The 22,568-nt window shown below is 61.7% G+C and carries 17 protein-coding genes; 2 read left to right on the forward strand and 15 right to left on the reverse strand.

The features are described from left to right. Positions 1 to 3: 3 nt before the first annotated feature. The 13 genes from DT068_RS01340 to DT068_RS01400 all read right to left on the reverse strand — a co-directional run bounded on the left by DT068_RS01340 (position 4) and on the right by DT068_RS01400 (position 18,776). Positions 4 to 4,311, reverse strand: a complete 4,308-nt coding sequence (locus tag DT068_RS01340) for an autotransporter outer membrane beta-barrel domain-containing protein (RefSeq protein ID WP_162913937.1) — start codon at positions 4,309 to 4,311, stop codon at positions 4 to 6. A gap of 693 nt (positions 4,312 to 5,004) precedes the next feature. Further along, positions 5,005 to 6,315 (reverse strand): DUF3100 domain-containing protein, encoded by a 1,311-nt coding sequence (locus DT068_RS01345; RefSeq protein WP_119387963.1) that lies wholly within the window; start codon positions 6,313 to 6,315, stop codon positions 5,005 to 5,007. Then, positions 6,316 to 7,338 carry an AraC family transcriptional regulator gene (locus tag DT068_RS01350; protein ID WP_162913938.1) on the reverse strand — a complete coding sequence of 341 codons (1,023 nt, stop codon included), beginning with the start codon at positions 7,336 to 7,338 and terminating at the stop codon, positions 6,316 to 6,318. It lies immediately after the preceding gene. Between the two features lie 86 nt (positions 7,339 to 7,424). Beyond that, on the reverse strand, positions 7,425 to 8,882 hold the full coding sequence (locus tag DT068_RS01355; RefSeq protein ID WP_119387965.1) for a metal-dependent hydrolase family protein: 1,458 nt from the start codon (positions 8,880 to 8,882) through the stop codon (positions 7,425 to 7,427). A 69-nt stretch (positions 8,883 to 8,951) separates the two neighbouring features. After that, positions 8,952 to 10,229, reverse strand: a complete 1,278-nt coding sequence (locus DT068_RS01360; RefSeq protein ID WP_119387966.1) for a carbohydrate porin — start codon at positions 10,227 to 10,229, stop codon at positions 8,952 to 8,954. Positions 10,230 to 10,658: 429 nt separating this feature from the next. Continuing rightward, positions 10,659 to 11,867, reverse strand: coding sequence for a serine hydrolase domain-containing protein (locus DT068_RS01365; RefSeq protein WP_119387967.1), 1,209 nt, complete (start codon positions 11,865 to 11,867; stop codon positions 10,659 to 10,661). Between the two features lie 93 nt (positions 11,868 to 11,960). Continuing rightward, positions 11,961 to 12,386, reverse strand: coding sequence for an endonuclease domain-containing protein (locus DT068_RS01370; RefSeq protein ID WP_368904361.1), 426 nt, complete (start codon positions 12,384 to 12,386; stop codon positions 11,961 to 11,963). A gap of 52 nt (positions 12,387 to 12,438) precedes the next feature. Then, positions 12,439 to 13,470, reverse strand: coding sequence for an ABC transporter substrate-binding protein (locus DT068_RS01375; RefSeq protein WP_119387969.1), 1,032 nt, complete (start codon positions 13,468 to 13,470; stop codon positions 12,439 to 12,441). A 70-nt stretch (positions 13,471 to 13,540) separates the two neighbouring features. Further along, on the reverse strand, positions 13,541 to 14,575 hold the full coding sequence (locus DT068_RS01380; protein ID WP_119387970.1) for an ABC transporter substrate-binding protein: 1,035 nt from the start codon (positions 14,573 to 14,575) through the stop codon (positions 13,541 to 13,543). A gap of 391 nt (positions 14,576 to 14,966) precedes the next feature. Then, the gene (locus tag DT068_RS01385) at positions 14,967 to 15,830 is read right to left on the reverse strand and encodes an ABC transporter permease (protein ID WP_119387971.1); all 864 of its coding nucleotides are present in this window, start codon (positions 15,828 to 15,830) and stop codon (positions 14,967 to 14,969) included. Next, positions 15,823 to 16,770 carry an ABC transporter permease gene (locus DT068_RS01390; protein ID WP_438816394.1) on the reverse strand — a complete coding sequence of 316 codons (948 nt, stop codon included), beginning with the start codon at positions 16,768 to 16,770 and terminating at the stop codon, positions 15,823 to 15,825. Before DT068_RS01390 ends, DT068_RS01385 begins: the two co-directional genes overlap by 8 nt. A gap of 2 nt (positions 16,771 to 16,772) precedes the next feature. After that, positions 16,773 to 17,882 (reverse strand): ABC transporter ATP-binding protein, encoded by a 1,110-nt coding sequence (locus DT068_RS01395; RefSeq protein WP_119387972.1) that lies wholly within the window; start codon positions 17,880 to 17,882, stop codon positions 16,773 to 16,775. A gap of 150 nt (positions 17,883 to 18,032) precedes the next feature. Next, positions 18,033 to 18,776: an SDR family oxidoreductase gene (locus DT068_RS01400; protein WP_119387973.1), complete on the reverse strand. Its 744-nt coding sequence runs from the start codon at positions 18,774 to 18,776 to the stop codon at positions 18,033 to 18,035. Positions 18,777 to 18,843: 67 nt separating this feature from the next. Here DT068_RS01400 and DT068_RS01405 point away from each other — a divergent pair, with 67 nt between their 5' ends. Next, on the forward strand, positions 18,844 to 20,280 hold the full coding sequence (locus DT068_RS01405; protein WP_119387974.1) for an amidase: 1,437 nt from the start codon (positions 18,844 to 18,846) through the stop codon (positions 20,278 to 20,280). Positions 20,281 to 20,421: 141 nt separating this feature from the next. Here the strand turns inward: DT068_RS01405 and DT068_RS01410 are convergent, their stop codons facing one another. Then, positions 20,422 to 21,450, reverse strand: coding sequence for a histone deacetylase family protein (locus DT068_RS01410; RefSeq protein ID WP_119387975.1), 1,029 nt, complete (start codon positions 21,448 to 21,450; stop codon positions 20,422 to 20,424). A 74-nt stretch (positions 21,451 to 21,524) separates the two neighbouring features. Here DT068_RS01410 and DT068_RS27890 point away from each other — a divergent pair, with 74 nt between their 5' ends. Next, positions 21,525 to 21,695: a hypothetical protein gene (locus DT068_RS27890; RefSeq protein ID WP_162913939.1), complete on the forward strand. Its 171-nt coding sequence runs from the start codon at positions 21,525 to 21,527 to the stop codon at positions 21,693 to 21,695. On the opposite strand, the gene DT068_RS01415 is transcribed toward DT068_RS27890, so the two are convergent. Then, positions 21,682 to 22,452 (reverse strand): DeoR/GlpR family DNA-binding transcription regulator, encoded by a 771-nt coding sequence (locus tag DT068_RS01415; RefSeq protein ID WP_119387976.1) that lies wholly within the window; start codon positions 22,450 to 22,452, stop codon positions 21,682 to 21,684. The two genes, DT068_RS27890 and DT068_RS01415, sit on opposite strands and share 14 nt — an antisense overlap. Positions 22,453 to 22,568: the final 116 nt, after the last annotated feature.

Below are 22,568 nucleotides of genomic sequence, written 5' to 3' on the forward strand. Positions count from 1 at the left end.
CGACTACCAGCTCACGTGGATGCCCGCATTGCCGTTGAAGCTGTAGCTGTCGGTAAAATTCTCAAGCGAGGTGTTAGCCGAGACTTCGCCGAAGAGAGCGTATCTGTCGTTGTCCAGATTGTAGCTGCCGCCGATGCCGACACCGCCCCACAAGGGATCGAGCTCGGTCTCGAACTCGTTGCCGCTGGCATCGACGCTGGTTCCGTCGAGAAACTCATATTGCAGATTGGCTATGCCATAAACCGAAGCCCGCTGGATATCGCCCGAGCCGTCCTTCCAGCTGTCCTGGTATTCGAGCGCCAGGCCGGCGCGGCCCTTGAGGCTTTCGCCGTCACCCATCGAGACATCGGCGCCCAGCGCATCCGTGAAGTCGTCGAACTCCACGCTGGAATAGACGAGCTGGGCCTGCGGCGTCAGGGCCCAAGCGCCGGCGAATTCGAGACGCTGGCCGATCTCGATGGAGAGCGCATAGCCGAAAGCGTTGTTGCCGTCGGCCATGTCGCCCAGAAGGCTGGTCTTGAGGTCGCTGTCATACCAGGTGGCGCCGGCCTGGCCGTCGACATAGAAGCCGCTCAGGCCATACCAGGTCAGCGATGCGCCGACACCGTAGGCGGTCGTCGAAATGTCGCCGCCACCGACCAGGGACGAGACATCCGTGTCGATCGTGCCATACTGCGCATTGATGCCGCCGATGAGCTTGCCCGCGTCACCTTCCGCGAACAGCCCATCGATGCCGGCCTGCAGCTTCCAGAGATCCTGGTCATAGGACATTCCGCTGGTCGACTTGTCGGGCTCGTACTCGCCATGCGCGACCTCGATGCGGCCCCAGATCGAGCTCTGGTCGATATGCTTGCCGTTGGAATCCTGGTAGTAGTCGTCCTCTTCGTCGCTGATGGCGCAGGTGTAATTCCGTGCTGGATCCTTGCAGAACACCGCCCCGGTCGCGGGCTGGTTCCAGTAGCGGTTGCCGGAGCGCTGCTGCAGGCTGGACAGGCTATTTAAGCCGAGCAATGCCTGCACATAGGCTTCGTAGATCGGAATGCCGGGCGCGGTGATGAGAGCGCCGTCGGCCAGTTCGGTGCGCAGATACCAGTCGCCATCCTCAGCGCCGTCCTTGCCGTTCTGCTGAAGCGTGTAGCCCCAGGCGCCCTGGAAGATCACTTCCTCGTTCCTGATCACGAAGGGGCTGTCGAGGACGAACTCGCCATCCGACGCGCCGTCGACCTGGACCAGCAGGATACCGTCCTGGAGCGTCTGCTCGCCGATGCCGTCCGTGTTCTCGACATGGATCAGCGTCAAGCCGCTGGTGCTGCCCTCGACATGGAGGAGATCGGACTGCGACCCGTCGGTTCCGAGATAGGTGTTCATGAACAATTCGCTATCGGTCGAGGAATAGTCGCCGTTGACCGTCAGCGTCTTATGCACGTTTCCGTCGCGCGTGTAGAAGACATCGGTGTTCTCGAGCGTCAGGTTGGTGACGTTCGAGTCTGCATTCATCTCCCATCTGGTGCCGGTCAGGTCGACATCCGACGTGCCGCCGGCTTCGGTCTGCATGCGACCGGTCAGGTCCGATCCGGTGGCGGAGAAGCTCGCTCCCGTGTCCGCCGCCACATGGAGAACGCCGTCCGAGCCTTCAGCTATGACATTGCTCAGGACGAAGCTGTTGGCATCGCCGCCGTCGGCTTGGGCAACCCAGCCATTGATGTCGGCCGTCAGATCGGACGCGATGAACTTGCCGCCGTCCTCGGCGAGGAGGCCGGTGCTGCCGGCGCCCGACAGTGTCATGTCGCCGGTCGTCTCGACCGTGGCGGAATTGCGCGCGATGAAGCCCGTGACGCCGGTCTCAGCGGACTCGACATCCGCGCCATTGGTGAGCTTGGTCGCGGGATCGATGGCGCCGACCGGGGCGCCGTTCAGGCCATGCTTCTGGCCGTCCGCGATGCCGGCAATGGTGTTGGCGGCATCGAGATTGAAGATGGTGGTGTCATCGGCGGTGCCGGTCGCCCCGCCTTCGATCACCATGGCGGTTGCGCCGTCGCCGGTCAGGTTGAAGGTGGTTCCCTTCGTATCGATGACGGTTCCCGCTCCCGTGCCGACAACGCCCTTGGAATCGATGCCGCTGGCGGTGATCGTGAAGCCGGTGCCGTCGAACTGGGCGCCATCCTCGATACGGAAGAGGGTGGAGCGTTCCGTCGCCACCTCGAATTCCGTCTCATCGGTGTCGATGGAGGCGCCGGAACCATAGATGAAGAAGCCGATCTGATCGGTGCCGTCCGAGAAACTTGGGGTGGCGCCATCGCCCACATGCACATTCGCGTCGCCCCTCGCATGCACGCCGATGGCGCCGTTGCCGGTCAGATTGAGGGGACCGGATATGTCGGCGCTGGCGGTCCCGCCGCCCGTGCCTTCCACCCAGACACCGTAGTTGCGGGTGCCGGAAGCCGGATCCGCATCGCCCGCGACATTGACGGTGCCGGTCGAGATCACATGGGCGTCGGTGCCGTTGTCGCTCAAGACCTTCAGCGCGGTGCCGTTGACGCCATTGACCGTGAGCGTGCCGCTGTTCTTTATATTGCCGTCGGCGCCCGCATTGCGGACCAGATAGCCGACATTCTCCCGCGGCGTGCCGGCGGCGGCGCCGTTGACTGTGATGTCGCCCTTGTTGTCGACAGTGGATCCGGCCGTCGCGCCATCGACCTTGAGGCCGACCGCGCCCTGCGTCAGACTCCCGATGGTGATGTCGCCTTCATTGACGACATGGCTGAGGCCGGTGACATTGACGCCGGTCGCCGCACCCAGGCCGCCGATATTGAGGGCCACGTCCTGGCCCAGCTCATTGCGGCCGATATAGATTTCAGCGCCAGCGGCGTTGGTGAAGGTACTGTTCGCCGCATTGACGCCCGTCGCCGAGACATTCGCGCTGCTACCGCCAGTGCCGGTGCCGCCGAGGCTGATGACGCTGTTGTTGGTGATGTCCGATCCGTTGGTGGCGTTTATCGCCGTCCCGCCGGCTTCCTGATTGATGGTTCCGTCATTGGTGTAGGTCGAGCCATTCACATCGACGGCATTGCTGCCGACACGTGAATTGATGACGGCGCCTTCGGCATTGGAGCCGGTGCTGCCATTGGTCAGCACCATGACGACGCCATTGGTGTTGTTGACGGTGCCGTTGTTGACGATCGTCGCCCCGTCCTCGGCCCGCAGCACGCCGCCATTGGCGCCGTTCACGTCGAGCGTGACGCCGGCGGTGATATTGGCGGCCCCGTTCGCGCCGATGGCATTCATCACTGTGCGCTGGCCGCCGCCTTCATGGACATCGTCAGGCTGGGGCACCGCGTCATACTCGAAATCGACTTGCCCGGTCTGGAGATTGGCGGCCGCGGCGATGAGCGAATCATACTGCGCCTGGTCGATGACGACGCCGTCATTGTCGTCATTGATGATCTGGATCAGGGCATCGTTGAAGGCCTTGAAGTCGTCGAAATTGTTGATGGCCACCTTGCCGTCGGTGACGGTCAACGGCGTGCCGGGCGGTAAGGTCACGCCGTCGGGCAGTTCCACCTCGGTCGGCCAGCCTGCCAGCTGGTTCGACGTGGTCGTGAGCTGCGTGTCGAGAGGCATGGTGGCGCCGAAGAAATCTATCTTGTTGCTCGACGTCCAGTTGATCGTGCTCTGCGCCGATCCGCTGCCGTCGGCCTGGAACAGGGTCGTCTGCTTGGCGGCCATGCTGATATCGCCGGCGATATCGACATTGAGGGTGCCGCCCGTCTGCTCCACATTGCCGAGCCGCGTATCTATATATTGGTTATCCTGGACAGCGACATAATCCGGAAAGGTCCGCTCGCCGAGCTGCGGTGCCGACATCTGGCCCGACTGGAAGACGTTGATCGTGCGCTGGTCCTGGGTAATCGGATCGATGTAGCTTGCCGCGCCGTTCTGCGCGCCGCGGTTGAGCACATGGTCGTCCAGGAACTCGGCTCCCGCGGTCACCCGGCCATCGGTGTCAAAGGTGAACAAGGAGGTCGCGCCATTGACGCCCGGCTCGCCGGGCTGGATGACCGCGGCGTTACCGGTCAAGGTGACCGTCTCGCCATTCGTGACGGTTACAGGATCGAGGTCGTTGTTCGTGGCGTTGGCGCCCGTTCCGCCATTCTCATCGATGGCGGGATCATAGGGCTGCAGCGTGCAATTGCCACCGACGACCGCACCGCCCCCGCCGCAATCGGACGCGGCCGCCCCGCCGATCGGGCCCGTCAGGCCGATCATCAACGCCGAGAATGTGACACCGGACAGCAGAGCCGACGCGCGCATCCGGTCCGGATGGCGCCTCAATGCAACAGAATCAAATTTATCGCTATTTCTAATGAACATTCGCCTCTCCCACCCGCCGCAAAAGCAGATGGAGCGAGCAAAGGCGAATGCCCGTACCGTGTCGCTGCTAATATCGATATTCGTAGTACGATATCGATGCGGCCTCGCACTTTTGTCAGCTAAGACGATGTTGTCGTAAGGAGATTTGCGAATGGGGAAGCACGTCAGCCTCGATCGAGCGATGTGCCGGGCTCTCGTCAGCATTGCTCCTGGAAATTTGTCTTTCCGCGAGCCGTAACGGTACCACGGGTCACGATCAGTCCGATTGTGGATTGGATCGACGACCCCATGAAATCGACAAGCTTGACGCCGCCCTGCGCGCAACATGTGCAGTGCGTACCAGGAAGCACGCGGTCACGAACTGCCCGCCCAAGACGATACTTCTAATGATCAAATAACGGTAGAGACGTGCTTGTCATAGGCGTGGCGCTGACGCTGTTCGCGCTACGCCTGCGGCGAATAGGCAGGCAAATCATGGCGAGGACGGTATGAGCACAGGTTCCGGTGACGCTCCTCACCGGCTTCCTGGGTGCCGGGAAGCCCGCAAACACAACCTCGCGCGGATCATGAAGCTTTACAGCGAGCCGGCGCCTGGCGCCGATCTTGCGCGCTGAGCCTTCAACCGCCCGGTGATCAGGAAATACCGAGGCGGAAAGCAAGCTCGGCGACGATCGCGGAGCCCAGAAAGGTTCCGAGCATCACGAGGATGGCGACGATAACGATCTTCCAACCCGCTTTGCGGGCGATGATGAACTCGTTGCGGGTGAGCGCCAGTCCGCCATAGGCGAGCGCCGGCACAGCAAGGGCCGTCAGATCGATTGTCTTGACCTGGGAGACGATGAAGTCTGCACCCGGGACGCCCGGCATCGTCGCAAGCAGCGTCAGAATAGCGGCCCAGCCGACAGCAGGAAAGTTCATGGGGATGATGGTCGCGATCGCGATGCCAAACAGCGAAGTCGCATAGAGAAAGGCCACTCCGGCAGCGTTCGACCACGGCGCTGTCGATGTCATGATGGAAGAAGCCAACAGGCCGAGAATGGCCGAGATCATGAGCGGTCCGGCGGAAGCTGCGATGCCGAGGCGCTGCTTCTCCCGCATTGCGGTCATGGGCTCCCGGACGGCCGCGGTATGCGCGCTGCTTTGCCCCGCCGTCTCATGCCGCAGTTCGCGCGGCCGGCATTTACGGTAGAGCCATTCGGTCAGCGGCAAGGCCACCAGGGCGCCGACATAGAGGCCGGTGGCGCTGGTCAACAGGTTGCTCGCCGAGCCGAGCGCGATGATGAGATCTTTCTGCCCCGGGACCTGTGCGGCAAGACTCGTCATGCAGACGGTGACCATGCTGATCGAACCGACCCCGCACGACATGGCAAGCGCCCGGATGTCGAAGACGCCGGACGCATGCACGAGCGGCGGCACCAGGGCGAAAACAATCGTGCCGAGCAATGTTCCGACGACGTAGACGCCGAGCGTGCCGGCGCCCTCGGGACTGCCCAGGCCGAATCTGTCGGCGATCAAAGCGAGATTCGGTTCACGGTCGATGGAATAAGTGGCGCCGACAGCCTCGCGCCCCATGCCGAGAATGAAGACCGCGACTGGAAAGGCGAGAGCGATGGTTCCGAGATTGCCGATTTCCTGCAGCATCAGGGCGGGGCCGGTTGCGAGAATCTTGTCGATCTGCGGCCCCACCGTGGCGCCGAATTTCGCGCCGATGATCACGATGGCGATCATGACCATCGTGCCGGCGAGCTTCACATGCGCGTCGGTGAAGTACCTTGCCGTGATCTTGTTGGCATTGGGGTTGAGCACGGCGCCGAGGATGAAGCCATAGAGCAGCGGTAGGAAGATGATTGTTCCGATGCCGATCGGAACCGACACCATTCCAATCGCGGCGCTGATTGCCGCGATCACCAAGACCACGAGATGAAGGGAGAAGCCGGATCCCATTCAATCGATGCTCTTGCCCAGGGTCCGCGCAAGGGTATGAGACGGCAGTTCTCCATAGGCCCGACGATATTCGGCGGAAAACCGTCCGAAATGAAGGAAGCCGAAGGACAGGGCGGCATTGGCCACCGTGGTCGCGCCCACGGGATTGAGGAGTTGTCGGTGCACGAAAGCGAGCCGTCGCCGCTTGAGATAGTCGAGGGCGGTAAGGCCGGTGCGGCTCCTGATGATCGCCTCGATCGTCCTGAGCGCCATGCCGACGCCCGCGCACAGGTCTTGCAACCCGCTGATCTCGTGAGCATGATCATCGATATGGCGTTCGATGCGGGCCATGGCTGCCGTCTGGCGGCTCATGGCCCTCCGGTCACGTTCATCGCGATCAGTCGCTATCGTTGTAATCAGCGTGGCCAGCATCCGGTCGCGAAGCAGATTGAGCCCCGGAATCGGATTCATCTGCGGCTTTGTTCCGGGCAGCAGTTTCAGCATGTCATTGGCTTCGCCGCAAAGAATGCCGATCCTCTCTGCATGCGTGGGATTTACGGTCATCAGGGTGCTCGACGACAGGCACGCCGGCGCGCGGCCGCCCGACAACGCATCGTATGCCTCGAGCATCGTGTCTCGCTGAATGGTAATCGCGGCCAGTTCATGGGGGCCCTGTAAACGAAACTGGGACGAGATGTTGCCATGTGACACGGTCAGCGATCTCGGATCCGCCTCCCTGCCGTTGAACACGGCATGCCCGCCATTGATGCAGGGAAACAGGAAGGCTATCGTCGGCAGATCACCGACGAACTCTGCCCTGATCAGAACCCCGCCGGCGAAGCTGGCGCTGCGCACCGATACGCCGCCGCCCAGATTCGCCATCTTGATGGCGCTATGGAACGGCTCGTGATCCAACGGAATGACGCCGTAATTCCCGCCCGGAAATGCTGCGGCAAAAGCGTCGGGGTCGTCGAAGTGCAACTCGCCGCTAATGCCAAAACCGAGCCTTCCGCTGGATGTCGGCCGATTGCTGTTCTTCGGCACGGGCCTGTCCCTCGAATCCGTATCCGCCGCAGACTATGCCAGCGATGCGAAAAGGCAAAGCCTCCGTTGCCTGGAAGCACCGAAGATCAGGCTAGCGTGTTTTTGTAGATGCGGCCGTCCTTCATGATCAACCTGAGGTTCTTTTCCGGATCGGCGATCAACTTTATATCGGCGGTAGGGTCGCCGTCGATCAGGAGCAGATCGGCATAGGCGTCCGCCTCGATCACCCCGATCTTGCCGGGATAGGGGTTGCGAAGGCCGGACATCGCCAGGAGCTCGGCATTCGTTCCGGTGGCTGTGACCAGGATTTCGGCAGGTGAATACCATCGCGTGAGCGTCGTCAATATCGCACCCTGATGCTGGGTCATCTTGGGATCGAATAGGATGTCCGTGCCCCAGGCGGTCTTGAGCTTGTGCTTGATGGCAAAGCCATAGGCCGCATCGGTGCCCGCGAAGACCTGGAGCTGCTTGGCGCGGCCGAGCGGTGTTGTTTGCGGATTTGCATATTCATTGTCGAGGAAAGGCTGCGTGCTCAACCAGATGCCCTTGTCCAGCATCATCCTGGCCGTCTCCTCATCCATGAGCTGGCCATGGTCGATGCATCTGACACCGCCCCTGATCGCGATCTGGATCGCCCGCGACGTATAAGCGTGGACGGTGACATAGGTACCCCAGTTCTCCGCGGCATCCGAGGCGGCCCGGAATTCCGCTTCGGTATATTGGCTGACATCGATAGGGTCGAAGTTCGAGGCCACGCCACCCCCGGCCGCGAGCTTGATCTGGCTTGCGCCCAGCATCAGTTGTTCGCGCACCCGCTTGAGGACCTCATCAACCCCGTCGGCGATCATGCCGCCGCCAATGGTCTCACCACGGCTCAAGGGCGCACCGGGAGCCTCAGGCACCTCGAATGGCAGGCGATAATCGCCATGTCCGCTGGTCTGCGAGATCATGGCGCCCGACGGCCAGATGCGCGGGCCGGGCGTCAAGCCGCCGTCGATGGCACGCTTCAAGGCAAAAGCGGGGCCGGCGAGATCGCGGATGCTGGTGAAGCCGCGCATCAGCGTCCGGCGCGCCTCCTCGGCGGCGGCAAGGTTGATGTAGCCGACATCCGCAGTCAGCAGATCCATTATGGGAAGCGAGGCCATCATGGAGTGCCAATGCGCATCGATGAGGCCTGGCATCAGCGTGCGGCCGCCTCCGTCGATCGTTTCGATGCCTTCGGCCGCCGGCTGCGAGGCATCCTCGATGGATTTGATCTTGTTGCCCTCGATGACGACCCTTTTGCCACCCAGGAGCCTGGTCGACTTGCCGTCGAACAGCTTGATGTTGGTGAAGGCGACCGCGGATTTTGGCGGATCTGGAATAGCCGCGGCCGCTCCCTTCGGAAGCCACGCCGCCACCGCCGCGGCGGAAGCGCCGAATAGAAAGCCGCGTCGGGAGAATTTATAGGTGACGAAGGCATTCAGCCGCGCGAAGGCGGCGGTATGGCACTGGCAGGCAACGCCGTGAACATCCGACTCCGTTGGATGTTGATTGCTTGACATTCTAGGCCTCCTCGATCTTCAACGTTCAACTCGATTGATGTCACCACGCAAAGCGGATGTCTTGTCGAATTAGAATCTTATTTTTGTCCTCAGTGAGGTGGTCACTGCGGTTGCATTGTCGGAGATGACCGGCTCGACGGTCTGCACATCGCCCGTCAGCGAGAACCAGGGCGTCACGGCGAGACTGTAAAAAACCTCGATCCCCTGTTCGTCACGCAGATCGATGCCGAGAGTGTCAAGTCCGTCCCTGAGGTCCGAGCTCAGGGAATAGCGGAAATAGCCGATGCCCCATCGGTCGAAATTGCGCTCGGGCAGGAAGCTGGTGCCGCCGAAACCGAGCAAAGCGCTCCATTCGAGCGGATTGGGATTGCCGTCGGAAACGGCGATCTGGCCGAAGATACCCCAGCCCTCCTGGGGATTGTCGGGATTCTGCACCAGATATTGCTGGAACGAAGCGCTGAAGAACCAGCTTCCCTTCTTGTCGTCGATGAATGTCTCGCTCTCCCCCGGCAGGATGAGCGCGGGAATCTCGGAGAGATCGGTGCCGCGCTTGTTGCTGTAGATCGCCTTGGCGCCGAGGAAACCGCTCTTTCCGCCGAGCCGATAAGGCACGGTGGCCGACAGCATGCCGGTGACGCCTTCACTGAACGGATTCTCCAGGACATCGTCATCTTGCGCGTTGCGCGGGTCATAGACAAAGGCGGTCAAGATCACCGGATTGGTCTTGATGGTGATATTGGCGCCCAGAAGATAGGGTGGCGTGACACCGGTGACGGGCGCGGCAAGCCCCAAATTCATGAAAGTATCGGTTCCCCCGCCCCCGAGCAGCGGCGTCTTGGCGAGGACATCGAACATGTTGAATTTGCCGACGCTGACCGCGACCCTCTCATTCAGGGCCTGGGTGATGACGATCGAAAGGTCTTCGTCATATCCGCCCAGGTGCGGAAAGGCGAGCGCCGTATTGACAGGAAGGAGGACGCCGTTGCCGAGCGCATTGGCATCGTCGCCGTACAGAAACTCAGCATGTGCGGCAACCGACAATCCTTGCCACAGACCGAGCCTGCCACCGTCGAGCGTGAGGAAGACATCGCCCTTGCCGCCGTATTGCCAGTCGCGTGAGCCCTCACCCGCGATCGCACCCTGGTAGAACTGCGTCCACCAGGCATCGATGCCAATGCCGCTTTCACGCAAGCCATCGCGCCATTCGCCGTCCAGGAGCCTAAGTTGGGTGGACGACCTGTCTTCGGTTGGAAGATCTGCCGCTCGGACGCTGACCGGGAGCACGCCAACCATGGCCGCCGTCATGATCAGAGCTTTCGCCTGTCGCAGAGCGCTCTCTATTTTCATGGAAGTGTGAGCCTAGGACAGGGATTAGGTTTTCTCTCCCAAAGATACCGATCGGCCGACCTTTGTCTATCCAGATCCCGCCGGTTCATTTCGATCGAGACGGCGCCAGCCTCCCGATTCCCTCTTGTCCAATTGTAGATAGGACGCGAGCCTATGAAATCGACAAGTTTGACGCCGCCTGCGCGCAACACATGCAGTGAGTGCCAGGAAGCGCGCAGCCATGGATGCCAATGTTTAGCGTGAGTTCGCCTGTCGCCTGGTGCGGGTAGAGTTGAGTGACCAGAAGTCTATGTCATCGGATAACGGATGAAAGGCGAATGCCTGTGATGTGTCGCTGCCAAATATCGATAATCGTAGTACGATATCAATGCGGCGACGCAGTTTTGCCAGCTAAGGCGATATTATCGTCAAGTGACCCGCCACCCGCGGTTAGCTCAACTCCGCCGCGATCGCATGAATCATGCGCAAGGTGTTCACGCCGAATTCGACATTGAGGAAGTCCGGCCAGCTCGACAGCTTGACCACCACGAGGTCGCGCGCCGTGTCGATATAGATGAGCTGCCCGAAGACGCCGCGGCACATGATCGCAGGGCGCGCCACATCCTCGATCCAGAACTGGTTGCGATAGGCGCCATTGGGCGTGGTAAATGTATAAGGCTCACCGAACAGCGCATGATCGCCCGTCTGCGTCGCCTTGATCCAGGCCGCGGGCACGATCTGGCGCCCGTTGAACACACCGTCATTCAGATAGAGCGCGCCGAAGCGGGCATAGTCGCGCAAGGTGGCATTGAGGCCGCCATCGGCCAGGGCATAGCCGGCGCGGTCGAGCGTGAAGCAGGCGCTCTCATCGGCGCCCATCTTCTGCCACAGCAGTTCCGAGACGAGCTCGGGCAGGCGCCGGCCGGTGGCGCGCTCCATGCAGAAAGCGAGGACATCGGTCTCGATCGAGCGATAGACGAAGCTCGCGCCATGCGGGCGCTCGAGCGTGGTGAGGGTGAGGATCAGCTCCCACACATGGTCGGGGAAGCCTTCGGCATCGGGCGGCGCCGGCTTCCAGCCCGAAGCGACATCGATCTTGCCGACATCGGAAAAGGGATCGGTATAATCCTCGTTGAAGCGCACGCCCGTCGTCATGTCGAGGACCTGCTGCAAGGTGGCGCCCTGATAGGCGGTGCTGGCGAGCTCGGGCAGGTAATGGGTGACGGGCCTGGCCGGATCGAGCACATCCTCGGCGACGAGGCAGCCCGCCGCCGCCGCGGTCACCGACTTCGCCATGGATTGCGACAGATGCAGGCGGCGCTCGGTCATGCCGTTGAAATAGCGTTCGGTGACGATGCGGCCCTTGTGCAGGACGAGGAAGCCGTCGGTATAGCTGTCGTCGAGAAACGCATCGAGCGTCGTGCGCTTGTCGCCGAGGATGGTGAATTCCACATCCCCCAGATCCTGCGGCAGCTGCGGCAAGAGGGATGACGGACCATTGCCGCGCCACACTTCGGCGGTCGGCAGGATCTCGCGCACATGCTGGAAGGTCCAGCGATTCCAGGGCGGACGATCCCAGTTGGCGAAGGGCACGCGCAGCTCGGGCGGGCTGCCGCGCATGATGGGCGGGCGCGGCTCGGAATTCCTGTAGGATGGCATGATGTGTGGTGGGTTCCCTTGGTGTAGCTTTGCTCTCCCTCCCCGCTTGCGGGGAGGGTGGTCACGGCGCAGCCGTGACCGGGTGGGGAAAGATCATGAAAATGGGTCCTCGCCTTGAAGTACAGCCCATATCGTATCAGCGGAAGCATCAGGATCGCGATTTATATCCGCATTCCAGAGCCGCACAATACGATATCCTTTTCGGCGGAAGTGGGTGTCACGCTTCTCATCATAGGCAAGACCTTGGCTTTCGCCGTGCTGACTCCCATCGACTTCCACGATCAGCTTGTGTGTCTTACACAGGAAATCGAGAACATAGCCATCCACCGGCGCCTGCCGCCGAAAATGATAGCCCTCGCTGCGCCAGGTTCTCAGCCTGACCCATAGCTTCACTTCCTCAGGTGTCATCTGCTTGCGCAGAGAGCGTGCAAAAGCGACAGGATTCTTCATGAAGCAAGACACGGGGTGACGAAGGGTATCGAGATTGAGAGACCCCACCCGTCCGCCTTCGGCGGCCACCCTCCCCGCATGCGGGGAGGGAGGTTCGAGGCGAGCAAAGGACTCTTTGCCCCTATTTCGTCAGCTCAGTCCAGATCGCGGTATAGAGCTGCTGCACGTCGGGCGGGCAGGTCCGGGAGATCTCGCCGGCCGCCAGATATTTGTCCGGGATGACCACTTCCGGCGCCGTCTTCATGTCGGCCGGCATGAAATCCTCCGAGCCCTTGATGCCATTGCCATAGCGCGCGAAGGCCGAGATCATCGCGGCGTTCTCCGGCGCCATGACGAAATTCTGGAACAGCTTGGCATTCTCGGCATTCCTGGCGTCCTTCAGCACCGCGACATTGTCCATCCACACGACATAGCCTTCCTTGGGATAGCCATAGTGGATCTTGTCGTTCTGCAGGCGCTGGCGCAGCGCCGAGCCGTTCCAGTCGAGCGTGGCGGCGAAGTCGCCATTGACCATCTTCTCGATGGTCGAATATTCCATCGACATCCAGCTGGGCTTGGCGGCGAGCAGGGTATCGCGCACCTTCTTCAGGACTTCCTTGTCGCCGGTGCAGTATGTGCCGCCATTGTACTTGATCGCGGCGAACATGACGTCATTCATCTCGGGCACCAGATTGATCTTGCCCTTGAGCTCGTCCGGCGGATTGAAGAGGAGGCCCCAGGTGTCGATGTCGCCCTTGTAGGCGCCGGTGTTCACCGCGACACCGAGCGTGCCCCACTGCCAGGGCACCGTATAGTGGCGGCCCTTGTCATAGTCGACATTCACCCAGCGGTCCTCGATATGCTTGAAATTCTCCATCTGATCGGGCCGCGTCTCGAGCAGCAGGCCTTCGCTGATCCAGATCGGAATATAGTTGCCGGACGGCACGACGATGTCGAAGCCGTGGCCGCCGGCCTTGATCTTGGCGAGCGCCGTGTCATTCGAGTCATAGTCGGTCTGCGTCACCTTGACCTTGTAGGTCTCCTCGAATTTCTTGATCAGGTCGGGATTGGTGTAGTTGCCCCAGTTGTAGATATTGAGCTCGCCATCGGCCGAGGCCGACCCTGCAAAGGCCGTCATGGCCAGAGCAAGTGCTGCATATGCGATCGTCTTCATCTGTCTCTCTCCCTAGCGCCATTGTCGTTGAAACCCGGCATCTTTGCGATGCCGGGTCTTGCTTGAGTGCTTACTTGAGCAGCTCGGTCCAGATCTGCGAATAAAGTGCCGTCACTTCCGGCTCGCAGAGCTTGAAGAACTGTCCCTTGGACACGAATTCGGCCGGGATCTCGACCTCAGGCGCGCCCTTCATATGCTCCGGCAGATACTGATCGGAGCCCTTGATGCCGTTGGCATAGTTGGCGAAGGCCGAGATCAGCGCGGCATTCTGCGGATCCATGATGAAGTTCTGGAACAGCTTGGCGTTCTCGAGATTCTTGGCGTCCTTGAGCACGGCGACGCTGTCCATGAACAGGGGATAGCCTTCCTTCGGATAGCCGTAGCGCACATCCTTGTTCTGCTGGCGGGAGCGCAAAGCGGCGCCGTTCCAGTAATAGGCGGCACCGAAATCGCGGCTGGCGAATTTCTCGATCACGCCATAGTCCATCGAGATCCAGCTCTTCTTGGCCTCGACCAGCGTGTCGCGCGCCTTCTTGAGCAGCTCCTTGTCGGCGGTGCACCACTGGCCGCCCAGATACCAGATGACCGCCGCCATCACGTCGTTCATCTCGGGCGCGACATTGATCTTGCCCTTGAGCTCGTCGGGTGGGTTGAAGATGATCCCTGATGTGTTGATGTCGCCCTTATAGAGCGAGGTGTCGACGATAACGCCGGTAGAGCCCCACTGCCACGGCACGGAATAATGGCGGCCCGGATCCCATTCGACATTCACCCAGCGGTCCTCGATATTCTTGAAATTCTCCATCTGGTCGGGACGCGTCTCGGCCAGGAGGCCTTCCTTGATCCATACCGGCATGAAATTGGCGGACGGCACGACGATGTCGAAGCCATGGCCGCCGGCGCGGATCTTGGCGAGCGCCGTGTCGTTGGAGTCATAGTCGGTCACCGTGACCTTGACCTTGTAGGCCTCCTCGAACTTCTTGATCAGCTCGGGATTGGTGTAGTTGCCCCAATTGTAGATATGGAGCTCGCCGTCGGCCAAGGCCGGGGCTGCGAAGGCCGTCATGGCAAGGCCGATGGCGGCATATTTCAGTTTCGTACTCATCCGGTTCCTCCGTTTTTCTCAGATCAAATAAAAAGCCCCGATGTCGTCGAACATTCCGGGGCCCCAGATCAGTCTGCGCTCATTTGATAACGTCCGTCCAGATGCGCTCGGTATGCGCATCCGACGGACAGGCCCGAGGGAATTCTCCCTCCCATGCGACTGCCATGATTTCCTTCCTGTGTCTCAGTTGATGTCCGTGCTTCATTGAAGATTATTGCATGCAAAGTCCCGGTTACCACCCATCTATCCGTCATCCCGGCGCAAGCCGGGAGCCCCCAGGCCGGTGCAATTTCGACAGCGCCGCCGGCGCGGCAAGGCTTCAATGGATCCCGGCTTTGCGCCGGGATGACGGAGGAAGAGTGATGCGCTCATGTTTCCACGATGGTCGTTTCTAGGTCCGTTTGCGGTTCAGGAAAAAGAACAAGGTCACGATGACGATCGAGATGAGCAGGAACACGCTCGATATGGCGTTGATCTCGGGCGTCACCACGCGGCGCAGCTGGCCCAGCATGTAGGTGGGCAGCGTGTCCTGGCCGCCCGACTTGACGAGCTCGGTGATGACGACGTCATCGAGCGACACCACGAAAGCCAGCATCAGCCCGGCGATGATGCCGGGCCACAGCAGCGGCAGCGTCACGCGGCGAAAGGCCATCCACGGCGTCGCATAGAGATCGGCGGCGGCGCGCTCGAGCGTCAGATCCATGTTCTCGAGCCTTGCGCGGATCGGCAGATAGGCGAAGGGAATGCAGAAGGCGGTATGCGCGATGATGAGATAGGCGAGGCCCGTATAGCCGGTCCAGATCTTGACCATGGCGAAGAAGATGAGGAGCGCGATGCCGGTGACGATCTCGGGCACCATCAAGGGCTGGTTGATGAAGCCATAGATGAAATTGAGGCCGCGATAGGGCCTGGTGCGGGTCGTCGCGAGCGCTGCCATGGTGGCGGCGATGGTCGAGACGATGGCGGCGAAGCTCGCAATGATGAAGGAGCGCGTCGAGGCCTCGACGATCTGGTTGTTGTTCCAGGCGGCAACATACCAGCGCCAGGAGAAGCCTTCCCAGATGGCGATGGAGGGGCCGGCATTGAAGGAATAGACGACCAGCGTGGCGATCGGCAGATAGAGCAGGAAGAAGCAGAAGAGGGCGATGACGCCGAAGCCCGTCTGGCGCTTGATCGAGAAATTCGTCCTGCTTTGCTTTTGCGCATCGGCTTGTCCGAAAACCGCACGCACTTTTCCGGCCGATGCGTTAGCCATGGCGGTTCTCGGAGCTGCCGGCGGCATAGCGCACATAGACCATGAGGGCGACCATCACGATGGCCATCAGCGTGATCGAGAGCGCAGCACCCAAGGGCCAGTTGCGGCCCTGGCCGAATTGCAGCTCGATCAGGTTGCCGAGCATCATGTTCTTGCCGCCGCCCAGCACGCGCGGCGTCACATAGGCGCCGAGCGAGGGGATGAAGACCAGGATGGAGCCGGCGATGATGCCGGGCTTGACCAGCGGGACGATGACCCGGCGCAGCACCTGGAAGCGGTTGGCATAGAGGTCATAGCCCGCCTCGACGAGGCGGAAATCGAGCTTCTCCATGCTGGCATAGAGCGGCAGCACCATCAGCGGCAAATAGACATAGAGCATGCCGAGCATGATGGCGACATCGGTGAACATGATCTGGATCGGGCTCGAGATGAGCCCGAGCTTGATCAGCACCGTGTTGATGATGCCTTCATTGCGGATGACTTCCTGCACCGCGAAGGTGCGGATCAGGAGATTGGTCCAGAAGGGAATGGTGATCAGGAACAGCCAGATGTCGCGCATCTTCTCCGGGCGCGTGGCGATGAAATAGGCGGTGGGGAAACCGAAGGCCAGCGCCATGATGGTGGTGAGCAAGGACAGCTTCACCGAGCGCCACAATATGGAGAGATGGGCATCGGCGAAGGTCGTCGTGTCGTCGAAGATATCCTTCTGGAACAGGACCTGGAACCAGGCATGGCCGGAGGGCTTCCAGACGATGCCGCCATAATCGGCGGGCGTCAGGAACGAGAAGAGGAGCACGATGAAGAGGGGGCCGATGGCGGCGAAGAGGATGATGAGGAGGGCGGGCGAGGCGAGCAGCCAGCGGCCGCGGATCTCGCGCCGGTCGGCTTCGGCGGCGACAAGGGCGGCGCGCGACAGGGAGGACGATGCGGCAACGGGCATGATCAGTCCTTCAGCACTTGCGCGGCATGCTCGCCGATCTCGACACCGACCGGCATGCCGACCTTAAGCTCTTCCCGGGCGCCATGGCGGTTCTGCTGCCGGATGATGAAATGCGGACCCGAGGCGAGCTTGACGTGGAAATGCGTGTCGGTGCCGAAATAGACGATGTTCTCGAGCGTTCCTCTCAGCGCATCCTGGCCCGGCGCCATGACGATCGCCGCATGCTCGGGGCGCACCACGATGGTGACATTGCCTTGCGGCTTGACGCCTTCGGAGATGCCGGCCTCGACCTCGCCGCCGGCGGCGAGCGCGATGCGTGCCTTGCTTCCGTTCACGGCCGTGACCGTGCCTTCGAGGAAATTCGTATCGCCGATGAAATTGGCGACGAAACGCTCGGCCGGGCGGTCATAGATGTCGCGCGGCGAGCCGATCTGCAGGATGCGGCCCTTCGACATGACCGCGATGCGGTCCGACATGGTGAGCGCTTCTTCCTGGTCATGGGTCACGAAGATGAAGGTGATGCCGGTCTCGTGCTGGAGGCGCTTCAGCTCGATCTGCATGTCCTTGCGCAATTTGAAATCGAGCGCCGACAAGGGCTCATCGAGCAGCAGCACCTTGGGCCGGGGCGCCAGCGCGCGGGCAAGCGCCACGCGCTGCTGCTGGCCGCCGGAAATCTGGCTGGTGCGGCGGTTGCGCAATTCCTCCATGCGCACCAGCTTCAGCATCTCCGTGACGCGCTGGGCGATCTCAGGCCTGGGCTTGCCCAGCATCTCGAGCCCGAAGCCGATATTCTGGGCCACGGTCATATGCGGGAATAGAGCGTAATTCTGGAAGACGGTGTTGACCGGGCGCTTGAAGGGCGGCAGCGGGGCGATGTCCTCGCCATAGAGGCGGATCTCGCCCTCGGTCGGAAAATCGAAGCCGGCGATCAGGCGGAGCAGGGTTGTCTTGCCGCAGCCGGAAGGGCCCAGGAGGGTGAAGAACTCGTTCTCGCGAATGGTGACGTCGACATTGTCGAGCGCCCTTACCGCATCATCACCATTGCCGAAGACCTTGCTGACGCCCAACACCTCGATGGCGCTGCGCCGTTCCCCAGAACCGGCCCTGCTCAATCACAACTCCCCTGTTGGCGTTTTATTCTTATTCTCTTTTTTGTCGCATCGGACTTCACACTTTTCGGTCCGATGCGCCAAATATCCTATGAGGAATAAGTGAGCTTGCCAACAGGCATGTGGCGACCACCAATATTTGTGTAGAAACGATCAGCCCGACCAGCCGCCGTCGATCACGAAAGTCTGGCCGGTGATGAAGGCCGATTCCTCGCTGGCCAGATAGATGACGAGGGCGGCGATCTCTTCGGGCATCGCCATGCGGCCCATGGGCTGGCGTGCGATGAAGGCGGCGCGGGCCTTCTCGTAATCGCCCTGCTGGCGCATGCGGTCATTGAGGGACGGGGTGTCGACGGTGCCCGGGCAAATGGCGTTGCAGCGGATGCCCTTGCCGACGAAATCGGCGGCCAGCGCCTTGGTGAGGCCGATCACCGCAGCCTTGGTGGCGCCATAGACGAAGCGGTTGGGCACGCCCTTGATCGAGGAGGCGACGGAAGACATGTTGACGATGGTGCCCTTGCCCCTCTCCAGCATGGCGGGCAGGAAGGCCTTGATCATCCGATAATGCGCCTTGGTGTTGAGATCGAAGGAGAAATCCCAGGACTTCTCGTCGCAATCGAGGATCGTGCCGTTGTGGACATAGCCCGAGCAGTTGAACAGGACATCGACGTCGGCGGCGCGCCTGGCGGCCTCGGCGATCGCCTCGGTCTTCAGCACATCGAGAGGGAATGTCTCGATGCCAGAAGCTTCCTTCGCGAGACCCGCCAGCAGGTCCTCGCGAATATCGGTGGCATAGACCTTGGCCCCTTCCCTGGCCATGGCGATGGCGGTGGAGCGGCCGATGCCCTGCGCCGCCGATGTCACCAAAGCCGTCTTGCCCTTCAGCCTGTCACCCATGGACGTTGTTCCCTTGCTTGCGTCAGATTAGTGTGCTGCCTCTAGCGCGCCCAACCGAGACTTGTCCATGACCGATGACGACCTGTGCTATCTGACCGCCAAGGAAGCGCTGAAGCTGTTCCGGGCCCGAAAACTGTCGCCCGTCGAGCTGCTCACGGCGCAGATCGCGAGGAGCGAGGCGGTCAATCCGGCGATCAACTGCATCACCGACCGCTATTTCGAGGAGGCCCTCGAACAGGCGAAACTGGCGGAAGCGGCCTATGGCAAGCGCAATGGCGGCCCGCGTCCGCTCGAAGGGCTGACGCTGGCGGTCAAGGATGCGCAGCGCGTCAAGGGCAAGCGTACCACCCATGGCTCGCTCATCTTCATCGACAATATCGACGATCATTCCGATCCGATGATCGAGCGGTTGAGTGCTGCCGGCGCCATCATCCATATGCGCACCACGACGCCCGAATTCTGCCTGTCGGGGGCCTGCCATTCGCGCGCCTGGGGCACCACGCATAATCCCTTCAACATCGATTTCGGGCCGGGCGGCTCGTCGGGCGGCTCGGGCGCTGCACTTGCTTGCGGCCTCACCACGCTGGCGACGGGAACCGATATCGGCGGCTCGATCCGCATTCCCTCATCGGCCTGCGGCACGGTCGGCTTCAAGCCGCCGCATGGGCGCAATCCCGACGGCGCGCCCAATTGCTTCGACCGCTATAATCATTGCGGGCCGATGACGCGTTCGGTCGGCGATGCGGGCCTCATGCAGGGGATCATCGCCGGGCCGCATCCGCTCGATCATGATTCGCTGCGCGACACGGTCGAGCTGCCGGAGCGGGCGGGATCGCTGAGGGGCGTCAAGATCGCCACGTCGGTCGACTTCGACTATGTGCAGGTCGATCCCGATGTGCGCCGCAACACGCTCAAGGCGATCGAGCTGTTCCGCTCGCTCGGCGCCGAAGTGACCGAGGTGAAGCTCGGCTGGACGAGCGATGTCGATGCCAATGCGCTGCACTGGTATAATGCGATGGATTTCGGGCGCCAGACCGTGTGGTGGAAGAAGACGCATGGCCATCTGATGACCGACTATGCGCTCAAGATGGCGGATGCGATCGAGAAGACCACGCAAATCGATGACGTGCACAAGGCCTGGGCGCAGTCGCATCGGATGTATCAGACGCTGGGCCCGGTGCTCGCGGCGCATCATGTGCTCATCTGCCCGACCCTCAATCTGCCGGCGGTGCATGCCGACCATGATCCGTGGGATCCGGATTTCAAGGTCAATGGCGTCAAGGCCGACGGCGAATATGGCTGGGTCATGACGCATCAGTTCAACATGCTGCATAACTGCCCGGTGATGGCGGTGCCCTCGGGCTTCGCACAGAGCGGCGTGCCAACCGGCATCCAGATCGTCGGGCGCACTTTCGACGACGCGACCGTGTTCAAGGCGGCGCTGGCCTATGAGAAGGCGGCCGGCGGCTGGTTCACCGGCAAGAAAGGGCGACCGCGGCTGTGATCCGGTTCGTCATCCCGGCGAAAGCCGGGACCCCCTGAATAAACGCAACCTGGGCGGCGCTGCCCAAGCCTGACCAATTTAATGGGCCCCGGCTTTCGCCGGGGTGACGGTAATTTGGATAATGCGCTGCGCGTTGAACGCCTAGCCGTTCAGGAACCCGTCCAGCACATTGACCGTGTTGATGCCGATCGCCTCGACCGCATAGCCACCTTCCATCACGAAGAGGGTCGGCAGCTTCGATTTGGCGATTGCCCCGCCATAGGTGCGGAAGTCATCGGAGGTCAGCTTGAAGAAGCTGATCGGGTCATCCTTGAAGGTGTCGACGCCGAGCGAGACGACGAGCGCATCGGGCTTGTAGCGCCTGATCTTGCCGAGCGCGTCCAAGAGCGCCTTGCCCCAGACGTCATATCTGGCGCCCGGCGGCATCGGATAGTTGATGTTGCAGCCTTCGCCTTTGCCCGTTCCCCTCTCATCCCTGTAGCCGAGGAAATAGGGATAGGCGTCCTCCGGCTGGCCATGCAGCGAGCAGAAGAGCACGTCGTCCCTGCCATAGAAAATATCCTGCGTGCCGTTGCCGTGATGGAAGTCGACATCGAGTATGGCGACGCGGCCGGCGCCGCTGTCGAGAAAACCCTGCGCGGCGATGGCGGCATTGTTGAGGAAGCAATAGCCGCCATACATGTCGTGATGGGCGTGATGGCCGGGCGGCCGGCACAGCGCGAAAGCGCAGCGGCCGCCTGAGCTCACGAGCTTCTGCGCCGTCTGCGCCACCGCGGCCGATGCCGATGCCGCTTCCCATGTGCCGGCGGTCATGCAGGTTTCCATCGAATGACAATAATAGCCAACCTTGCCGTCGATGAAGCGCGGCTTCTTCTGGCGCATGCCGCGCGCCGCGACACCGGTCGGAATGACCTCGCCGCGATAGCCGGCCGCGGTCCATTCGCTCCAGGCGGTCTCCAGGAATTCGAGGAATTCCCGGTCATGCACCTTGCGCACGGGTTTCATGTCGAGCTTCGCCGGCGGCATCAGATCGGACATCCTGCGGTGCTTCAATTCGCGCAGGATGTATTCGATGCGCGAAGGACGCTCGAAGGGCGTCACGAACTCGCCGCCATAGAGCTCGCCTTGCGGGAAATGCAAACGGTGATCTTCGGAATAGACGATCTTCATGGCCGGCCTGTTTTGTCGTTAGGGCGGTTTTGGTGTAGAATCCGAATCAGGCCAACTCAAGAGGGGATGCTGCCATGGACCTTAGTGCGCCAAAGACCGTCACTTTCGTGATCGCCGTCATCATCGCCGTGCTTGCTGTTCTCGCCGCCCTCAACGCCCTGACCTTCATCCCGATCGCGTCCGTCTGGCTGATGACGATCGCCTTCATCGTGCTGGCGGCGGGCTGCCTGCTCAAGGGAGTGTAGCGACCTCGATTGCGACGCCCGCCGCCACGAGCGCGCGGGCGAGATCATCGGGCGGCTTCGCATCGGTCACCAGGCAATCGAGCTGGTCGAAGCCGCAGACATTGACCAGCGCGCTCCGGCCGAATTTGCTGCGGTCGGTGACGACGACCGAGCGCTCGCCGCGCGACAGAACGGTGGCCGCGAATTCCGCTTCCGCCAGATCGTAGTCGTTGACGCCGGTCGCCGCATCGAGGGCGCCCGCCGTGATGATGGCGTGGCGGACATTGAAGCGCTCTATGAAGGTGATGGCCGAATTGCCGAAGGCGGCGCCATTGTCGCCATGCAGCTCGCCGCCCGCCATATGCACCTTGTTGCCGTTCACCGTCGAGAGCGTGCGGGCGATGTCGGACGAGTTGGTGACCACGGTGAGGCCGCGCTTCTGCAGAAGCTCGCGGGCGAGATAGCTGGTGGTCGTGCCGGTGTCGAGCATGATGCTGTCGCCATCGGCGATGGCCTCGGCGGCGCGGCGCGCGATGGCCCGCTTGGCGATGGCGTTCTCGCGCATGCGGCGCTCGAAGGGCGCCTCGCCCACCGCATGCGGCAGGGTGGCGGCGCCATGCAGCTTCAGCACCTCGCCGCGCTCGGCCATGAGCTTGAGGTCGCGGCGGATGGTCTCGGCCGAGACGCCGAGGCGTTCGGACAGCTCGGTGACTGAGGCAGACATGCGGTCATGCAGCAGCTGGCGGATCTCGGCATGACGGCGGGAGAGGCGGTTCATGGAATTAATGCCCGATTTCAAGCAAAATGACCATGAAATGGTCAGTCAGAGCAAGAAAATTCCGGCAAAGCCACAAAATGCCACGAAATTTTCGGTTCGGCATTGACACCTGAGCG

Source organism: Taklimakanibacter lacteus, from assembly GCA_003576695.1.
In the GTDB taxonomy this organism is placed as follows: Bacteria; Pseudomonadota; Alphaproteobacteria; order Rhizobiales; family Aestuariivirgaceae; genus Taklimakanibacter; species Taklimakanibacter lacteus.